Source organism: Neobacillus cucumis (assembly GCF_002860255.1).
In the GTDB taxonomy this organism is placed as follows: domain Bacteria; phylum Bacillota; class Bacilli; order Bacillales; family Cytobacillaceae; genus Neobacillus; species Neobacillus cucumis_A.
This window is the reverse complement of the sequence record NZ_PGVE01000102.1, coordinates 130,539-146,221: the sequence shown is the minus strand read 5'-3', so window position 1 is coordinate 146,221 and position 15,683 is coordinate 130,539. Positions and strand designations below refer to the sequence as shown.

Annotated in this window: 15 protein-coding genes; all 15 read left to right on the top strand. The window is 37.9% G+C overall.

The features are described 5' to 3' along the window. The first annotated feature begins 43 nt into the window (after positions 1 to 43). The 15 genes from CVD27_RS26455 (at position 44) to CVD27_RS26385 (ending at position 15,590) form a co-directional block, all read left to right on the top strand. Positions 44 to 1,342, top strand: a complete 1,299-nt coding sequence (locus CVD27_RS26455) for a bifunctional folylpolyglutamate synthase/dihydrofolate synthase (protein ID WP_101652132.1) — start codon at positions 44 to 46, stop codon at positions 1,340 to 1,342. Positions 1,343 to 1,539: 197 nt separating this feature from the next. After that, positions 1,540 to 1,968, top strand: a complete 429-nt coding sequence (locus tag CVD27_RS26450; RefSeq protein ID WP_101652072.1) for a type II secretion system protein — start codon at positions 1,540 to 1,542, stop codon at positions 1,966 to 1,968. An 11-nt stretch (positions 1,969 to 1,979) separates the two neighbouring features. Continuing rightward, positions 1,980 to 2,369, top strand: a complete 390-nt coding sequence (locus CVD27_RS26445) for a prepilin-type N-terminal cleavage/methylation domain-containing protein (protein WP_101652070.1) — start codon at positions 1,980 to 1,982, stop codon at positions 2,367 to 2,369. A gap of 5 nt (positions 2,370 to 2,374) precedes the next feature. Then, entirely contained in the window at positions 2,375 to 3,748 is a 1,374-nt protein-coding gene (locus tag CVD27_RS26440; RefSeq protein WP_101652068.1) for a PilX N-terminal domain-containing pilus assembly protein, read from the top strand. A gap of 231 nt (positions 3,749 to 3,979) precedes the next feature. Beyond that, positions 3,980 to 5,032, top strand: a complete 1,053-nt coding sequence (locus CVD27_RS26435) for a hypothetical protein (protein ID WP_101652066.1) — start codon at positions 3,980 to 3,982, stop codon at positions 5,030 to 5,032. A gap of 23 nt (positions 5,033 to 5,055) precedes the next feature. Next, the gene (locus CVD27_RS26430; protein ID WP_101652064.1) at positions 5,056 to 6,375 is read left to right on the top strand and encodes a G5 domain-containing protein; all 1,320 of its coding nucleotides are present in this window, start codon (positions 5,056 to 5,058) and stop codon (positions 6,373 to 6,375) included. Further along, positions 6,359 to 8,053, top strand: coding sequence for a GspE/PulE family protein (locus CVD27_RS26425; RefSeq protein WP_101652062.1), 1,695 nt, complete (start codon positions 6,359 to 6,361; stop codon positions 8,051 to 8,053). Before CVD27_RS26430 ends, CVD27_RS26425 begins: the two co-directional genes overlap by 17 nt. 11 nt (positions 8,054 to 8,064) lie before the next feature. After that, positions 8,065 to 9,114: a type IV pilus twitching motility protein PilT gene (locus CVD27_RS26420; RefSeq protein WP_101652060.1), complete on the top strand. Its 1,050-nt coding sequence runs from the start codon at positions 8,065 to 8,067 to the stop codon at positions 9,112 to 9,114. Further along, the gene (locus CVD27_RS26415; RefSeq protein WP_101652058.1) at positions 9,107 to 10,312 is read left to right on the top strand and encodes a type II secretion system F family protein; all 1,206 of its coding nucleotides are present in this window, start codon (positions 9,107 to 9,109) and stop codon (positions 10,310 to 10,312) included. The genes CVD27_RS26420 and CVD27_RS26415 overlap by 8 nt, the downstream gene beginning before the upstream one ends. A 153-nt stretch (positions 10,313 to 10,465) precedes the next feature. Continuing rightward, positions 10,466 to 10,942, top strand: a complete 477-nt coding sequence (locus CVD27_RS29015; RefSeq protein WP_308301838.1) for a prepilin-type N-terminal cleavage/methylation domain-containing protein — start codon at positions 10,466 to 10,468, stop codon at positions 10,940 to 10,942. After that, positions 10,942 to 11,688: a prepilin peptidase gene (locus tag CVD27_RS26405; protein ID WP_101652056.1), complete on the top strand. Its 747-nt coding sequence runs from the start codon at positions 10,942 to 10,944 to the stop codon at positions 11,686 to 11,688. Before CVD27_RS29015 ends, CVD27_RS26405 begins: the two co-directional genes overlap by 1 nt. Positions 11,689 to 11,715: 27 nt before the next feature. Then, a complete protein-coding gene (pilM, locus tag CVD27_RS26400) occupies positions 11,716 to 12,714 on the top strand; it encodes a type IV pilus biogenesis protein PilM (protein ID WP_101652054.1) in 999 nt (332 codons plus the stop codon). Then, positions 12,714 to 13,574: a PilN domain-containing protein gene (locus tag CVD27_RS26395; RefSeq protein WP_101652052.1), complete on the top strand. Its 861-nt coding sequence runs from the start codon at positions 12,714 to 12,716 to the stop codon at positions 13,572 to 13,574. Before pilM ends, CVD27_RS26395 begins: the two co-directional genes overlap by 1 nt. Beyond that, a complete protein-coding gene (locus CVD27_RS26390; RefSeq protein ID WP_101652050.1) occupies positions 13,571 to 14,380 on the top strand; it encodes a pilus assembly protein PilO in 810 nt (269 codons plus the stop codon). The genes CVD27_RS26395 and CVD27_RS26390 overlap by 4 nt, the downstream gene beginning before the upstream one ends. A 133-nt stretch (positions 14,381 to 14,513) precedes the next feature. After that, positions 14,514 to 15,590 carry an SPOR domain-containing protein gene (locus CVD27_RS26385; protein WP_101652048.1) on the top strand — a complete coding sequence of 359 codons (1,077 nt, stop codon included), beginning with the start codon at positions 14,514 to 14,516 and terminating at the stop codon, positions 15,588 to 15,590. Positions 15,591 to 15,683: the final 93 nt, after the last annotated feature.

The window sequence follows — 15,683 nt, the reverse complement described above, 5'->3', positions numbered from 1 at the left end:
GATTATGGATTCGTCTCGATTACATAAAAGGGGTGTACCAAAATTGTTTACGACTTACCAAGAAGCCCTGGACTGGATTCATGGGAGACTTAGACTAGGAATTAAACCAGGATTAACACGAATGGAATGGATGATGGACAAGCTTGGGTCTCCGGAAAAGAAAATCAAAGCTGTTCATGTGGGCGGGACCAATGGAAAAGGCTCCACCGTCACTTTTTTACGTTCGATTCTCCAAGCGGAAGGATACGAGGTTGGGACCTTTACCTCCCCATACATTGAACAATTTAATGAACGGATTAGTGTCAATGGCAAACCAATCAGTGATGAGGAAATACTAAGGTTGACCAATGTTATTAAGCCGCTCGCAGATGAATTGGAAGGAACGGAACTTGGGGGTCCAACGGAGTTTGAAGTAATTACAGCAATGGCTTTTTATTATTTTGCTAATGCCAATAATATTGATATGGTCATTTTTGAAGTTGGGTTAGGCGGGCGATTTGATTCCACCAATATTATTCAACCGTTAGCTTCTATTATTACGAACATTGGTTTAGATCATACTAATATCCTCGGAAATACCTATGAGGAGATTGCCTTTGAAAAAGCTGGGATTATTAAGTCTAACACACCAATCTTTACGGCTGTAAAACATCCAGGTGCCTTAAAGGTGATTGAGGAGGTAGCGGACAAGCAGTCAGCTCCTATCTCTCGATTAAATCAAGAATTCCAGATTAGTGGCCATGAATCCATTGTTAAAGGTGAAGTGTTTTCTTTAAAATCCAAGTCTCTATCCCTAGAGCAGCTTGAGATCAGTATGATGGGCCAGCATCAAACGGAAAATGCGTCACTAGCTGTTCTTGCGGCAGACTATTTAAATCAAGCAGGTTTTCAAGTAACTGAGCAATCAATTAGAAAAGGATTAAAAGAGGCTTACTGGCCAGGTAGGTTTGAAATCCTTTCTGAAAAACCCCTGGTGATTATTGATGGAGCACATAATCAGGAAGGTATTACGGCATTAGTTCATGAGTTATCCAGCAGATACAAAGACCGAAACATTCATATTGTATTTGCGGCGTTAAGGGATAAGAAATTGGATGAAATGATTGGAATGCTTGATGGAATTGCTGATCAGATTACTTTTGTCAGCTTTGATTTTCCTCGTGCCGCTAAAGCGGAGGAATTATTTCAAATAAGTAAATCAGCAAGCAAATTGGCAGTAGAAGATTGGTCATCTTATCTCCTTGAAAAAATGAAATCCTTGAAACCAAAAGAGATGTTAATCGTTACAGGTTCTCTTTATTTTATCTCTGAAGTAAAACCTTTAATTACAAAATCGTTATAGAAGAAAATAGTAAGAGGGCACTTTTAATAAGTGCCCTTTTTTGGGGTTTAAAAATTCAAGTATTCGAACGTGCCCTATTTACTGTTGAAAAGAAAATATGGAACTGCTAAACTAAAAACTATGTAAAAAGTAGTAAATTTTTGCTACATTTATGATAAAGAAGTAGAAAATTGTCTATTTATAAAGGATGAAGGCCCATGAGGAAGTACCTATCTACTGAAAAAGGGTTGACTTTAATAGAAATACTAGTATCTATTGTTATATTATCCATCATTGTTGTCTCATTCTTATCAATGTTTGTTCAATCCTCCCGCTCCAATAATTTTTCGAAAAGAATTGTCGATGCCACATATGTTGCGGAAACGCAAATGGAAGAACTGAACAATATGAATAAATCACTGGCCTCTCCATCACTTGCCAATTTATCAACTGAAATTAAGAAAAGTTATACAGTTGATAGCAGTTGCAGTGATTGTTTTGGAAAGACAACTAGCGGCCATTATGTATTAGTGCAGTTAAAAAATGTTTCAACCGAGTTAGGGAAAGTGATTGTAAAAATCTACAAGGATAATAGTAAAACTAGCCAGGAAGCTCAAATGGAGTTGAATGTTTCCTGGAAAAGGTAGCAGGTGATGAGATGAAAAAGAATGAAAAAGGAATAACTCTGGTTGAATTACTATGCTCCCTTGCTCTTCTATCAATGGTATTGCTGCTGGTAAGTTCCATCCAAATGTTTAGCGTTAAGCAATCCACTGCCCAAAATGAAGAAATTCAAAAACAAACAGATGACCGCCTGGCCATGAATATGTTAACAAAAGAAATAAGGAAGGCAGACTCCGCAAAAATAAATATCCAAAATAATATTTTAACAATTGATGGTACGAAATATTTTTTGGATGGAACTTCGCTTAAAAAAGGCGACCAAGTCCTTGTTTCCAATATAAAAAACTTCACGATTATCCAAAATGGCGACAAAATTACCTTACAAGTAGGAAGTATTTCAACTACTATGTATATTAGAAAATAGGTGAAATGATGAAGAAAAAACCCCTAATATTTCAATCGTTAAAAAATGAGCACGGGATGGCTCTTGTCGTTGTTTTAATGATTCTTGTAGTTGTATCTATATTAGGATTAGGTTTAATGGGATTAGCTTCTTCTAATATGAAAATGAGTACCGGGGAACGAAATAATCAGTCTTCCTATTATGTTGCCGAGTCAGGTGCCACTCTCCTAATGAATGACGTTACCACGCAAATAAATAATATTTATAAAAGTGCCAAAACAAAGGATGAATTTTTTTCTTCTGCTGAATCAATTTTAAATAATTATTCTGCAGAGCAACAATCTACCAACTTTGAGAAAAACTTCGGAACACAACCGGTTGCAAAATATAAAATTGAAAAAGTGGATCCGGCTACGAAAGAATACAAAGTAATTTCAACGGGAACAGTAGATAATCGAACAAAAACGGTCGAGCAAAAGTTTAGACTGATTTGGGATGTGAATTTCCCTAAGACTGCTGTTTTTGTCGATAATAAAATAACTGTAGATAGTGGCAGCGCCATTATAAATGGATCTATTGGAACAAATTCAATCGAGAATGAAGCAATAACATTGCATGATTCAGGCAATTTACCATCGGATGCTGAAATCATTGTTGGGCCTAATGCACCAAATCAAGGGAAAGATGTGGTCAACCTCAATTATTTTACAAACATAACTGTATTGGAAGAAAAAATTTCATTAGAGCTTAAACCATTCAAAGAAACTCCAGCTCAGTCGTATCCAACAACTCTGGGACCAATTGCTGTTCCTAGTGACGGTAACATAAAAATTACTTCCAACACGACTATAAATAATATGCCTAATCCAGTCGTCTTAAATAATGTAACCATTGATAATAATGCAAAATTAAATATAGATATAGGTTCTAATAACGTAGAAATGTATGTTAATAATTTTGTTTTGAATAACAACAGTGTTTTTAATGTGATAGGAACGGGCACCCTGTCGCTTTATGTCAATGGTTCACTCACTATAAATAACGCGGTAATTAACGAGGTACCATCGCAGAAGGATAAATTAATCATTTACTTGAGAAAATCAACAGATCCTACTAAACCTAAAACGATAACCGCCAGTTCTAATGGAACTGGCATTAACTGCAGTATTTTTGCAGAGGATGCGCAGTTTAATTTTACAGGAGGGACCTTTCGGGGAAGGTTTGCCACTGGAGGATCAGTGGAAATTGGTGGTAATAATGTAATAGAAGGAGCCATTATTGCAAAAAATTTGCATTTACAAGGTAATTCCAGTTTAACCTTTGTTGAACAGGATGCATTTTTACCATTACCATCTTTTAAAGTAAATCCAATAAAGATTGACCCGGTTCGTGAAAAATAGTTACTAATTTTAAACTATACTACCACTTTAATTGGAATGTATTCCACGAGAGTACTATTTTCCTATTAAAGTGGTGTTTTTTGTGTCTTTATAAATATTTTTTACCATCTTTTAAAGTGCAAAAAAATATTATACAATCTTTAATAGGCGAAATTTGTCTAATTATTCAAGATAACGGTAAAAATTGTAGTTTTATAGTATATAATGACTAGTTTTAAAGGGTGTGGATAAATGCAAACAATTATTTGGTCCATTGGTTCTATGGTTGCTCTTGTGCTAATTCTTAATTATTTACCTTTAGGATATACCAAAAAGGGTAAGATTTTAGTTGCACTTAATGGTTTTCTGCTGGCACTTGCCGGAAATGCGGCCTCATCTATTTTTCCTTTGTGGGAGACGGCCTTAATGCTTCTTGCACTCACCTTTTTTAGTGCTTATTTTATGAACAATCGTTTAGGGACTGTAATGGTTAAGGAGGATTCTCTATTTGAAGATGATTGGGAAGTAGATGGTAATGATTTATCCACTGGGAACGTAGAATTAACTCCGTCTGACTCCACCTATCTTTCTTTAGAGAAAGATGCAAGCATTACGTCAGATATCGAAGAGCTGTTTGAATTAACTACTGAAATAAACGATGAAGATACTTTAGTTTTTAGTAAAAATATCGAAACAGCCATACAAAACGACATCAAAAAAACCAGCCTCCTAGAAACAGACTTTGAAGACGGTTATTTATCTGACATGGAAACTGTAGTTGAAATGGATACTGAATCTGAACCAGAAACTATATCTGATGAACTCAGTATTCTTTCAATAATTTCTAAGGATGATTCCTTATCTCCAAAAAGCAAAGATGCCTCAGTACTTGATCAGCTGGAAGAATCTGATCATCAGGAATCCGGATTTGAAAACAATTATTTGTCTGATATAGAGAGTTTATTAGAGTTTGAGGAAGGTGTTTCTAATCATACAGTCGTAAAAATGGATGAATTAGAATTGCTGGACTTAAATCCAGATGTAGAAGAATTAGCTGATACTGACAGCTTTCTACTCGAGGATACAGATTTAACCAATAACTCTGAGGATGAAGGCTGGCTGGAGGAAATTAATGATTTTGAGGAGTTAACCTTAGATAAGGAGCACAAGATTGTTCCAGATGAGACTGAAGAAAATTTCTTAGAAGAATTATTTCTTGCATCTGAAGAAGCAGCGGCTGGGACTGAAAGAATAAATTTGAAAAAAGATAGCAATACGGAGAGGGCAGTCCAATTACAAAAGTAGTTTGACTGATTAGGGGCAAGGATATGAAGAAAAACACACAGTTTATAAAATTATTCATCGTACTGTTTTTTAGTACAGCATTTATCTTCAGCACCTCTCACTTTGGCGCAAAGGCATATGAAAAATTTGCTAACCTTGATGGGAAATATTCCGCAGGAACAAAGATTGGCAGCCTAGATATCTCGGGAAAAACAGCTACTGAAGCAGACAGTTTACTTGAAAAACAGTATCTTGATTGGCTGAAGAAAACTAAATTCACCTTCCAATTTAGTGAAAAGAGTGTTGCGTTTGATTTGAACCTTTTTTACCTCGATAAGGAAACAACTATTAATTCCATTAAAGATGGACAGTCCAACCCTATCTATATAACTCTTGATCTTACTCAGTTAGAAGACCAGGTTAGTATACTCTTCCCTGAGCTTAATTCTAAAAACATTGACTTTACCAAACTAAAAGCTAGTTTAGAATCGACAGCTTCTATTCTTCAAAATGGTAATCATACCTCTAACCTAACAAAGGATTATATGTTGGCAAATGCGGCTGAAAAAGATGTTATTATCAGTGAAGCCATCCTTAATTTAAAGGAGGTTCCTTTAGAACTTCCTGCTATCATCGCAAAAAATTCAGAAATAATAATTGCCGAAGGCGCTACGTTTTCTGTTCTTGATTATGCAAAGGAGCAAACGATTAGCAACTCCTATCTGTTAAGCTTACTCGGTACGGGGATTTATCAGGCGATTTTACCAACCAATTTTACCATTGTGGACCGAAATATCAGTAGTTCACTTCCGGATTATGCTGGTTTGGGACTTGAAGCAAGAGTAACTCCTAATAGAAACAAGGACTTAATCATTACCAATCCTAATAAAACAAGCTATACACTTGTGCTTGGGTTAAAAAATAATCAATTATCTGTGAGTTTAAAAGGTGAAAAGTTCCTTTACAACTATAAAATTATTAAAAAAGACGAGCAGTCGATCAAACCGAAAACGATTGTTCAGTATAGTCCATTGTTAAAATCGGGGAATACATTGGTCAAAGCTGCAGGTTCTAATGGCAAATACGTAAAGGTTTACCGGGAAGTTTACCAAGGGGAACAGTTGGTAAAAACTGATTTCATTGCTGAGGATTACTATTCTCCAGTTTATCGAGTTGAGATACATGCCCTAACGGGGGCAACCCAGGGAACAACGGTAACTGGAAGTCAAACAACAACTACAACGACAACTCCTTCAACTGAAACAAGTCCAAATGGAAGTCAAACTACATCAACATCTGGTACAACACAACAAGATTCCAATGCTGATGACCTTTGGGGGAAGCCAAATGAACAGCCAAAATAAGGTGGATAACAATAGAAAACAAACAAGAAAACGGCTGGGTGAATTGTTAATTGAACAAGGGCTTATTACACAAGAGCAACTAGCTGTTACCTTAGAGGATCATAAGGGGTCAAGTCAGAAGCTTGGGGAAGCCTTGCTCCAAAGAGGATTTATTACAGACCAACAATTGGCAGAGGTATTAGAAAATCAGCTTGGGATTCCCCATGTCAATCTCGTTCAATATCCCTTTGATACAAGTCTTTTTTCCTTAATTTCAAAGGACATGGCGAAACGAAATTTGATTGTCCCGCTAAAAAAAGAAGGTAACAAGCTGTTTGTCGCAATGGTCAATCCGATGGATTTTATCATTATGGATGATTTACGTCTTTCGACTGGATTTCAGATTGAAGCAGGGATCGCTACGAAGGAGGATATCCTCCGAACAATAAACAAGTATTATGAAGATGATGATGGATTTGAGGAACTTTTTGATGACGTAGCATCAAACGAGCGCGGCCGGGATGAAGATGCCACAAACCAGGATTCGCCGATTGTTCGGCTGGTGAATCAGCTTCTTACCAATGCTGTCATCCAAAAAGCAAGTGATATCCATATTGATCCACAAGAAACAAAAATCGTTATCCGTTACCGTGTAGACGGTGTACTAAGAGTCGAACGGACATTGCCTCGTCATATGCAAAGTGTTTTAACAGCAAGGATCAAAATTATGTCCAATTTAGATATTACAGAACATCGGATCCCACAGGACGGCCGGATAAAATTACATCTTGATTTTTATCCCATTGATTTGCGGGTATCTACCCTTCCAACTGTCTACGGAGAAAAAATTGTCATGCGTCTGTTAGACATGGGGGCAGCATTAAATGATTTAAATAAAATTGGTTTTAATTCTCTAAATTTTAAACGGTTTAATCAATTAATTGAGCAGCCAACCGGAATTGTGCTTATTACTGGCCCAACAGGGTCAGGGAAATCTTCCACCCTTTATGCTGCTCTAAATAAATTAAACAGCGATGAGGTTAATATCATCACGATTGAAGACCCAGTTGAGTATCAATTGGAAGGGATTAATCAAATCCAAGTCAATCCTAATGTTGGGATGACCTTTGCGGCAGGACTGCGTTCCATTCTGCGTCAGGATCCAAATATTATCATGGTTGGAGAGATTCGTGATAAAGAGACCGCGGAGATCGCCATTCGTGCATCATTAACCGGTCATTTAGTTTTAAGTACGCTGCATACAAATGATTCCCTTGGAACCATTACCCGCCTGAATGATATGGGCGTAGAACCATTCATGATTGCCTCTTCAGTAAGCGGCATTGTGGCACAGCGGCTTGTTCGAAGGGTTTGCCGCGATTGTGCAGAGGCACAGGAACCTTCACTAAGAGAAAAAGAAATTTTTGCAAGACGCGGCTTGAAAATTGACCAGATCGTTAGAGGAAAAGGTTGCCCTTCCTGCAATATGACGGGTTATAAAGGAAGGGTTGCTCTTCATGAAGTATTGGTTATTGACGATAACATGAGAAGAATCATCATGAATGATAATTCTTTTCAAAAATTAAAGGAACATGCGATTAAAAATAAAACCATCTTCCTAATTGACGATGGTTTATTAAAAGTGAAACAAGGGATGACAACAACAGAAGAAGTACTTCGTGTTGCCATTCTAGAGTAGGAGTATGAGACATGAGTGAAAGAATCGATAATATTCTAAGGGCAGCAATAGAATTTAAAGCGTCTGATATTCATTTAACAGTTGGCGTACCACCAATTTTTCGGATTAACGGAGATATTAAACGGTATGGGAAAGAGATGCTTATGCCATCAGACACTGAGGCAATAGCAAAGCAAATAATCCCTGAAAATCTATATGACCATTTTAAAGAAAAAGGGGAGCTTGATTTCTCATATGGAATCCCAGGAGTGTCCCGATTCCGTGTGAATGCTTATCACCAAAGAAAAAGTGTCTCACTGGCACTACGGGTTGTAGCATCCAAAACGCCAACCCTCGAGGACCTAGATCTGCCTGAAATTATTCCGAAGCTTGTTGAAAAGCCACAAGGACTGATTCTTGTAACAGGTCCAACCGGAAGCGGGAAGTCTACAACTCTTGCTTCGATGGTGGATTATATGAATCGGACTATGAGAAAGCATATCATTACATTGGAAGACCCGATTGAATATCTTCATAAACATGGAAATTCCATCATTGATCAGCGTGAAGTCGGTTTTGATACTATGAATTATGCGAGCGGTCTTAAGGCTGCACTTCGTCAAGACCCAGACGTAATTCTTGTAGGGGAGATGCGTGACTTAGAAACGATTGGGATAGCCATTACAGCAGCAGAAACAGGCCACCTTGTATTTGGCACTCTTCACACCTCGAGTGCACCAGCAACGATTAACCGGATCATTGACGTTTTTCCTCCGGCCCAGCAGCCGCAAATTCGAGTCCAGCTTGCTTCGGTATTGGTAGGGGTTATTTCACAGCGATTATTCCCTACAGTGGATAAGAAAGCACGTAGAGCGGCAACGGAGATTCTGGTAAATAATCCAGCGATAGCCAACCTGATTCGAAGTGAAAAGATTCATCAAATTCAAAGTACAATGCAGACCTCTCGGGCTCAAGGTATGCACACTTTAGAAATGAGTATTAGAGATTTACTTGACCGTAACATTATTCAAAAAGAAGCAGCAGCCAAATATCTACAAGAAAAGATGATGATGGATGCCTAGATTTAAGTACTCAGGACGAGATAAACGCGGGAAAAAGCAGGGGGTAATTACTGCTGCTTCTCGGCGTGAAGCAATGGTTAAACTAAAAGATGATGGCATTAGAGTAGTAGAAATGACGGAAGTTCCTGAAACACTGATGACCATGGAATTATCTTTTGGCAATCCCGTGAAAATGCAGGATTTTGTTATTTATTTACGTCAATTTGCGACCTTGTTAAAAGCAGGAGTAACGATTGTCGAAGCCACTGCAGTTCTTGCAGTTCAAACAGAAAGCAAAGGTCTAAAACGGGCATTATTGGATGTAGAACAGGAACTTCGGGAAGGTAATCCCTTTTCTGATGCAGTTTCAAAGCATCCTAAAATCTTTAATTCTATGTTTGTTAATATGGTCAAGGCTGGAGAAGTAAGTGGGAACATGGATGGAACCCTCGAGCGCCTAGCTGAAGACTTTGAAAAACAGCACCTTACAAGGGAAAAAGTCAAATCAGCCCTTACGTATCCAGCTGTTATTGGGGTAATTGCTATTTTAGCTGTGATCTTTTTACTGGTAGGAGTTGTTCCCAAATTTGTAACAATGTTTTCCGATATGGACTTAGAGCTCCCTGCGATTACAAAATTTGTTTTATCAGTTAGTGAATTTATGCAATCCTTTTGGTGGCTAGTAGTCTTATTTTTTATTGCTATGTATCTATTTTTTACGTTCATGAAAAAAAATAAGCAATTAAAGTACTACCTGGATTTTGCTTTTTTAAAAATGCCGATTTTCGGGAAGATGATGCAAAAGGCACAGTTAGCAAGAATGATGAGAACGCTTAGTACTTTGTTCTCAAGTTCCGTACCAATTCTTCAATCCATGTCCATTGTTGAAAAGGTTGTTGAGAATGAGGTTATATCAAAGGTGATTCGTGAATCCCGTGACTCGTTAGAAAAGGGAAGATCGATGACAGATCCAATGATTGCCCACTGGGCTTTTCCTCCTCTAGTTACGCAAATGATTACAATCGGAGAGGGAACAGGAGCTTTAGATGCAATGTTGTCAAAAATTGCGGAGTTCTATGAAAAAGAAGTAGAAGCCGGGACAGACCGACTAAAGTCACTAATTGAGCCAATTATGATTGTCTTTTTGGCAGGAGTCGTAGGTGTTATTGTTATGTCTATTATGATGCCGATGTTCTCTATGTATGACCAAATGAGTTAGTAAATGGCTTTGAATTACAATTTTCTATCAAATATTACAATTATCCTATATTTGTGACAAAAAATGATAAAAAACATCTTTTACAAAGTTGTCATTTATTGTATACTCATAGAGAAATATTACTAGGTTCATAGAACCAGAAGGAGCGGGAAAATGGTACAAGCATTAAAAGCTAAAATGAAAGAACAGAAAGGTTTTACACTAATTGAATTACTTGCAGTAATTGTAATTTTGGGGATTATTGCTGCAATAGCAATTCCAGCGATTGGGAATGTTATTAAAAAATCTGACCAGAAGGCTACAGTACAAGAAGGATTGCAAATTATTAATGCAGCTAAAATGTATGTTGCTGACCATTCAGATACTACTAATATTGTTTTAGATTATGATACTCCTGCAGCGGCTGCAACAACAGGTACCAACCCAACCCCAGCAACAGCACCATTACAGGATTACCTCGATCATGTTAAAGATAACAATTTTGTTGTTACTGTCACACACGATGCAATTACAGGTAAATACACTTATGTTTTAACCGGGCATGCATCAGTGGCTATAGCTGATAAAGCAACAACAGGAAATAATGACTCAAAATCTACTGAACAAGAATTAACTGCCTACACAAACTAATGATTTTGATTTTATTTTTTATTTATGGACTAGTCCTAGGCTCATTCTACAACGTAGTCGGCCTAAGAGTACCATTAAAGCAATCAATCGTCACACCAAGATCTGCATGTCCAACTTGCGGGCATCAGTTAACACCATTTGAACTAATTCCGGTTTTATCTTATATGCTTCAAAAAGGGAAATGCCGCGGCTGTCAGTCGCGGATTTCTCCTATCTATCCGACTTTTGAACTGGTAACCGGAATTCTCTTTGCCTTAGCACCATACTTTGTTGGATGGTCTGGAGAATTAGTCGTCGCTTTGACGTTCATCTCATTGTTCATGATTATCACTGTATCCGATATTCATTATATGATCATCCCTGATAAAATTTTGATTTGGTTTGCAGGGATTTTTTTATTGGAACGAATCATTTGGCCTTTGACCCCATGGTGGGACAGTCTCCTTGGAGCCATAACTGGTTTTCTCCTGCTGCTTACCATAGCAATCGTTAGTAAAGGCGGAATGGGCTTTGGTGATGTAAAGCTTTATGCTCTAATCGGTTTCGTTTTAGGTTTTAAGCTAGTGTTATTGTCGTTCTTCCTCTCAACATTATATGGTGCTGTTATTGGTGGTTTAGCTCTTTTATTAAGAATCGTCAAAAAAAGACAGCCAATTCCATTTGGCCCGTTTATAGCGGCTGGAACCTTGACAGCCTATTTTTATGGGTTGGAGCTTATTGACTTATATTTGAAAATTCTCTACTAGGGATTTTTTACTAAGGGGTTCATAATTATGGCATTTTCCCTCTTTTCAACTAAAAACAGAATAATCAATCTGGTAATAAATGACCATTCAATTCGCTTCTTGGAATTAAAACAAGAGAGTCCGCCGACACCACAAAGATGGTTTGAGCGTTTTCTGCCTCCTGGAATTATTTCGGACGGAAAGATTGTGGATATCGATTCACTATCCAGCATCCTCGAAGAATGCATCGATGACTGGAAAATCAAGAGACGATCCATTCGTTTTATTATTCCGGATCCTCTAGTTATCATCCGAAAGGTCACGATACCAGCCGATGTTCAAGAGGATGAAATAAAGGGTTACCTATATTTAGAACTCGGCTCGAGTATCCATTTACCATTTGAAGAACCTGTTTTTGATTATTACTCACTTCCGGAAAACGGAAAGACCAAGGATTTATTATTATTTGCAGCACCTGAGCAGAGTGTAATGGACTATGTCGGCCTTCTAAGCAGCCTTAAACTGAATCCAGTTGCAGCGGATATTTCTCCGCTTTCACTGTACCGGTTATATCATAAATTAGACCGTGCAGCATCTGATGAAGTTCTATTCACTGTTCAGTTTGATTTGACAAGTGTCAATTTATGTATCTTTGATGAAACAATCCCATTAGTTATGCGCCAGTTCTCTTTACCATTTGATATAGACCACTGGGAAATAACACGAGATACACTCGGATTAATGGTATGTAAATTTACCGGTGAACCTGAAGAATTAGTGATACAGTTTGAAGATATCTTTAAAGAAATTAATAAGCTATTAGATTTTTACCGTTACTCACACAATAATAATGAAAAGCCGGATATTTCAAAGTTTCTATTAAATGGCGACCACCCTATGTTAATGGCCATTTATGATGAAATGAAAGAAAGATATGATATTCCAGTAGATTTTATTACGTTTGATAGTGAAGCGAAGAGTAAACAACCGAGCATACCGACCAATCTTCTACTTCCTTTAGGTCTTGCTTTAAAAGAGGTGCAATGATGCTAATAGAAATAAACCTGCTTCCTCAAAAAGAACCTAAGAAATTTAATATCATTTATTTATCAGCCATTGCAGCTGTGCTTATCCTGATTGGCGGCGTTTATTTTTGGCAAATTAAAACCGTTAAAAGCGATGTCAATGCTCTTGACCAACAAATTGAAATAACTAAAAAAATCGCAGATAAAGAAGAACAAAGTGCTGAAACCAATGAAGCTTCTACATCAGCTAGTTTATTAAAAGCAGCTGTTGATTGGGCAAGTGACTATCCGCTTCAAACCATCCCAGTCATGAAACACCTTAATTCACTCCTTCCAGATCGTGGATTTATCCAGTCTTTTGCTTATACAGAAGCTGGAACAGTAAGCATTAGTGTACAATTTGATAGTACCCGTGAAGCAGCATACTTTTTAGAAAGCTTAAAAGAGTCAGAGTGGATTGAAGATGCAAGCCTTAGTTCAATAACTGCAACTGAAACGAAGGAAACTTCTAATACTACTTCACAGACTACCGGCCAGAATGCTGCAGCCGCTGCATCTGGACAAACTGCCGCTGGTACAACTAACACTGCATCAACAGCACAGAGTACTACTTCTACAGTAACAAATAGCCAAAGTACAACGACAGCAGGGCAGAGTAATCAATCAAATACAGCGGGTACGACTGTAATACAAAGTAACTCAAATTCGACAAATACAGGTGTTGCTTCAACTGCTTCAACTGCTGCTGCTGCGACAACTATGCCTGATAAAAATATTCTTCCTCGATACCTTGGTCAATTTGAAATAACGTTTAATAAAGATGTGATAAAAAAAGCAACGGGCAAGAGTAAGAAGGATGAAAAAGGGGGGACTGCTTCATGAAGTTGAACCTCTCAAAAATAGACAAAATTATGATTGGCTCTGGTGTAGGATTATTGGTCATAATGATCGTTTATTCCCAATTCTTCTCATTAAGTCCATTAAAGGCAGATTTAAGCATAAAGGAACAGTCATTAAAGTCCGAAAAGAAGTTATTGCAAGTAGCCCAGAAAAAATCAGACACGTCTAAATCTGAATCAGAAGATACAGTCGAGCTTCAGAAGAAGGTTCCTGTAGAACCGCTTCAAGAACAGTTTATCCTCGATTTAGAAAAGGCTGAAACAGTTTCCAATAGTGAAATAAAGTCGATGAGTTTTGCAAAAGATGCCGATGTTACAGTAGCAACAGACCAGGCTAATCCACAAGCTGGAACAACAAACCAAACTAGCACTACGACGCAAACTGGGTCTAATCAGAATACATCGAATCAAACAGCCACTAACGAAACAGGAACTACTCAAGCTGGAACCCAGCAGCAAAGTGCATCTCCGTCCAGCGGTTTAAAAAAGCTGACAGTCCAGTTGCAGATCGAATCTCCAACCTATAAGGATTTAGAAACATTTATTGGAACATTAGAATCTTTAACAAGGATTGTTGCAGTTGAAGCGATCAATTATACTGGAGAACAAGAGGTAACAAGTCTCGAAACAGAAACTCAGCCTCTTAATTATTCACTGACAGTGTCAGCTTTTTATATGCCAAATTTAACTGATTTAAAAGCAGATCTTCCAAAGATGGACGCTCCTTCACCAGCTGGTAAAGATAACCCATTAAGTCAGTTCCCAGCAACGGCGGAAACACAACCATAGTTAAAGAATGCCGAACAAACAAACAATTTGGCGAAAGTCTACGATAACAAGACGACAAAAGTCTTGTTATTTTTTTTTGCTGATATGTTAGGATGAACCCAATGACCCTTCGGAAGAGAGAGGAGTACATGCAGTGGACAAGCCTAACAAAGGCAATACAATCACGATCAAATTAAATGGAGAACCTAAAGGCTACCAGGATGAACCAAAGAAAATCGAGGATGAACCTAGTATCGAATCTACCTCAAAAACGATGAACATAGATTCGAATCAACCAGAATCAGAGGTATTTTTGGAAACAGCCGCCGCCCAGGAATCTGTCGATGAGAGTTTCGATTGGATTATTCCAGAATCCTCCGACCATGATATAGAGGAATTTACGATTGCAGGCAATAAAAAATCAAAAAAACCCAGCCTCCCCAAAATTACAACTATTTCACCCAATCCAAAAAAGAAAAAGGATCGCAGCATCGTCTCTATTCTTGTCTCGGCTGCCTTTGCCATTTTAATAGGGACGACCATCGGTTTTGTGATGTTAAAATTAGTCATCACAGGGCCTTCGGAGAAAACGGGAACAGGAACCATTCCAACGACAATTGGCGCAAGAAATACCTCAGTGGAAACAACAGGTGAAAAAACGGATGCTGTCACTTTAGATCAAATGACCACCTATGTGATCCAAGGAGGGGTCTTCTCCTCCAAAGAGGGAGCGAAGGAAACGTCTGGAAATGTCACTTCAAAAGGTGTGCCGACCCAATTGGTGGAAATGAGCGGGAAGCAATATCTATTTCTGGGAGTAGCAGATTCTATTGAAACGGCCAAAGCACTTGGCAATCAATATAAAGCAGAAGGTGTCGAGGATGTTTTTGCTAAGCCGCTGTTACTAGATGAAAAGCAGGTATCCGGTCTAAATGCCAAGGACAAAGCCTTCCTTGAAAAAGTACCGTCTATTTATGAGACATTATCAGTAGCCGTCTCCACTGCACTCGTAAATAATAGTTTATCTGAAGAATCTACTAAATCGCTCACTACTATCGAAAAGGAATTAACTACAAGTGGACTAAAGAATGAAAAGGTAAATGCCTTAAAAACAGAATTAACAACTGCCGCGGCTAAAGTAAAATCTTTTCAAAAATCCCAGGATACAAAGAGTCTAAATCAAGCCCAGCAGCATCTATTAAACTTCTTGAGTGCTTACTATTCCATGTAATCGACAGGGAATGATATTTTCCGGGAAATAAGTCTCGCCTTTTTAGGTGAGACTTTATTCATGCTGTGAATTAAAAAAACTTGCATATTTTGA

Excerpts from the sequence above, each read along its gene's own strand:
- CVD27_RS26390 (WP_101652050.1), top strand. The coding sequence starts at position 13,571 with ATGAAGTTGAACCTCTCAAAAATAGACAAAATTATGATTGGCTCTGGT.
- CVD27_RS26445 (WP_101652070.1), top strand. The coding sequence starts at position 1,980 with ATGAAAAAGAATGAAAAAGGAATAACTCTGGTTGAATTACTATGCTCC.
- CVD27_RS26425 (WP_101652062.1), top strand. The coding sequence starts at position 6,359 with ATGAACAGCCAAAATAAGGTGGATAACAATAGAAAACAAACAAGAAAA.
- CVD27_RS26440 (WP_101652068.1), top strand. The coding sequence starts at position 2,375 with ATGATGAAGAAAAAACCCCTAATATTTCAATCGTTAAAAAATGAGCAC.
- CVD27_RS26420 (WP_101652060.1), top strand. The coding sequence starts at position 8,065 with ATGAGTGAAAGAATCGATAATATTCTAAGGGCAGCAATAGAATTTAAA.
- CVD27_RS29015 (WP_308301838.1), top strand. The coding sequence starts at position 10,466 with ATGGTACAAGCATTAAAAGCTAAAATGAAAGAACAGAAAGGTTTTACA.
- CVD27_RS26450 (WP_101652072.1), top strand. The coding sequence starts at position 1,540 with ATGAGGAAGTACCTATCTACTGAAAAAGGGTTGACTTTAATAGAAATA.
- CVD27_RS26435 (WP_101652066.1), top strand. The coding sequence starts at position 3,980 with ATGCAAACAATTATTTGGTCCATTGGTTCTATGGTTGCTCTTGTGCTA.
- CVD27_RS26430 (WP_101652064.1), top strand. The coding sequence starts at position 5,056 with ATGAAGAAAAACACACAGTTTATAAAATTATTCATCGTACTGTTTTTT.
- pilM (WP_101652054.1), top strand. The coding sequence starts at position 11,716 with ATGGCATTTTCCCTCTTTTCAACTAAAAACAGAATAATCAATCTGGTA.
- CVD27_RS26405 (WP_101652056.1), top strand. The coding sequence starts at position 10,942 with ATGATTTTGATTTTATTTTTTATTTATGGACTAGTCCTAGGCTCATTC.
- CVD27_RS26395 (WP_101652052.1), top strand. The coding sequence starts at position 12,714 with ATGCTAATAGAAATAAACCTGCTTCCTCAAAAAGAACCTAAGAAATTT.
- CVD27_RS26415 (WP_101652058.1), top strand. The coding sequence starts at position 9,107 with ATGCCTAGATTTAAGTACTCAGGACGAGATAAACGCGGGAAAAAGCAG.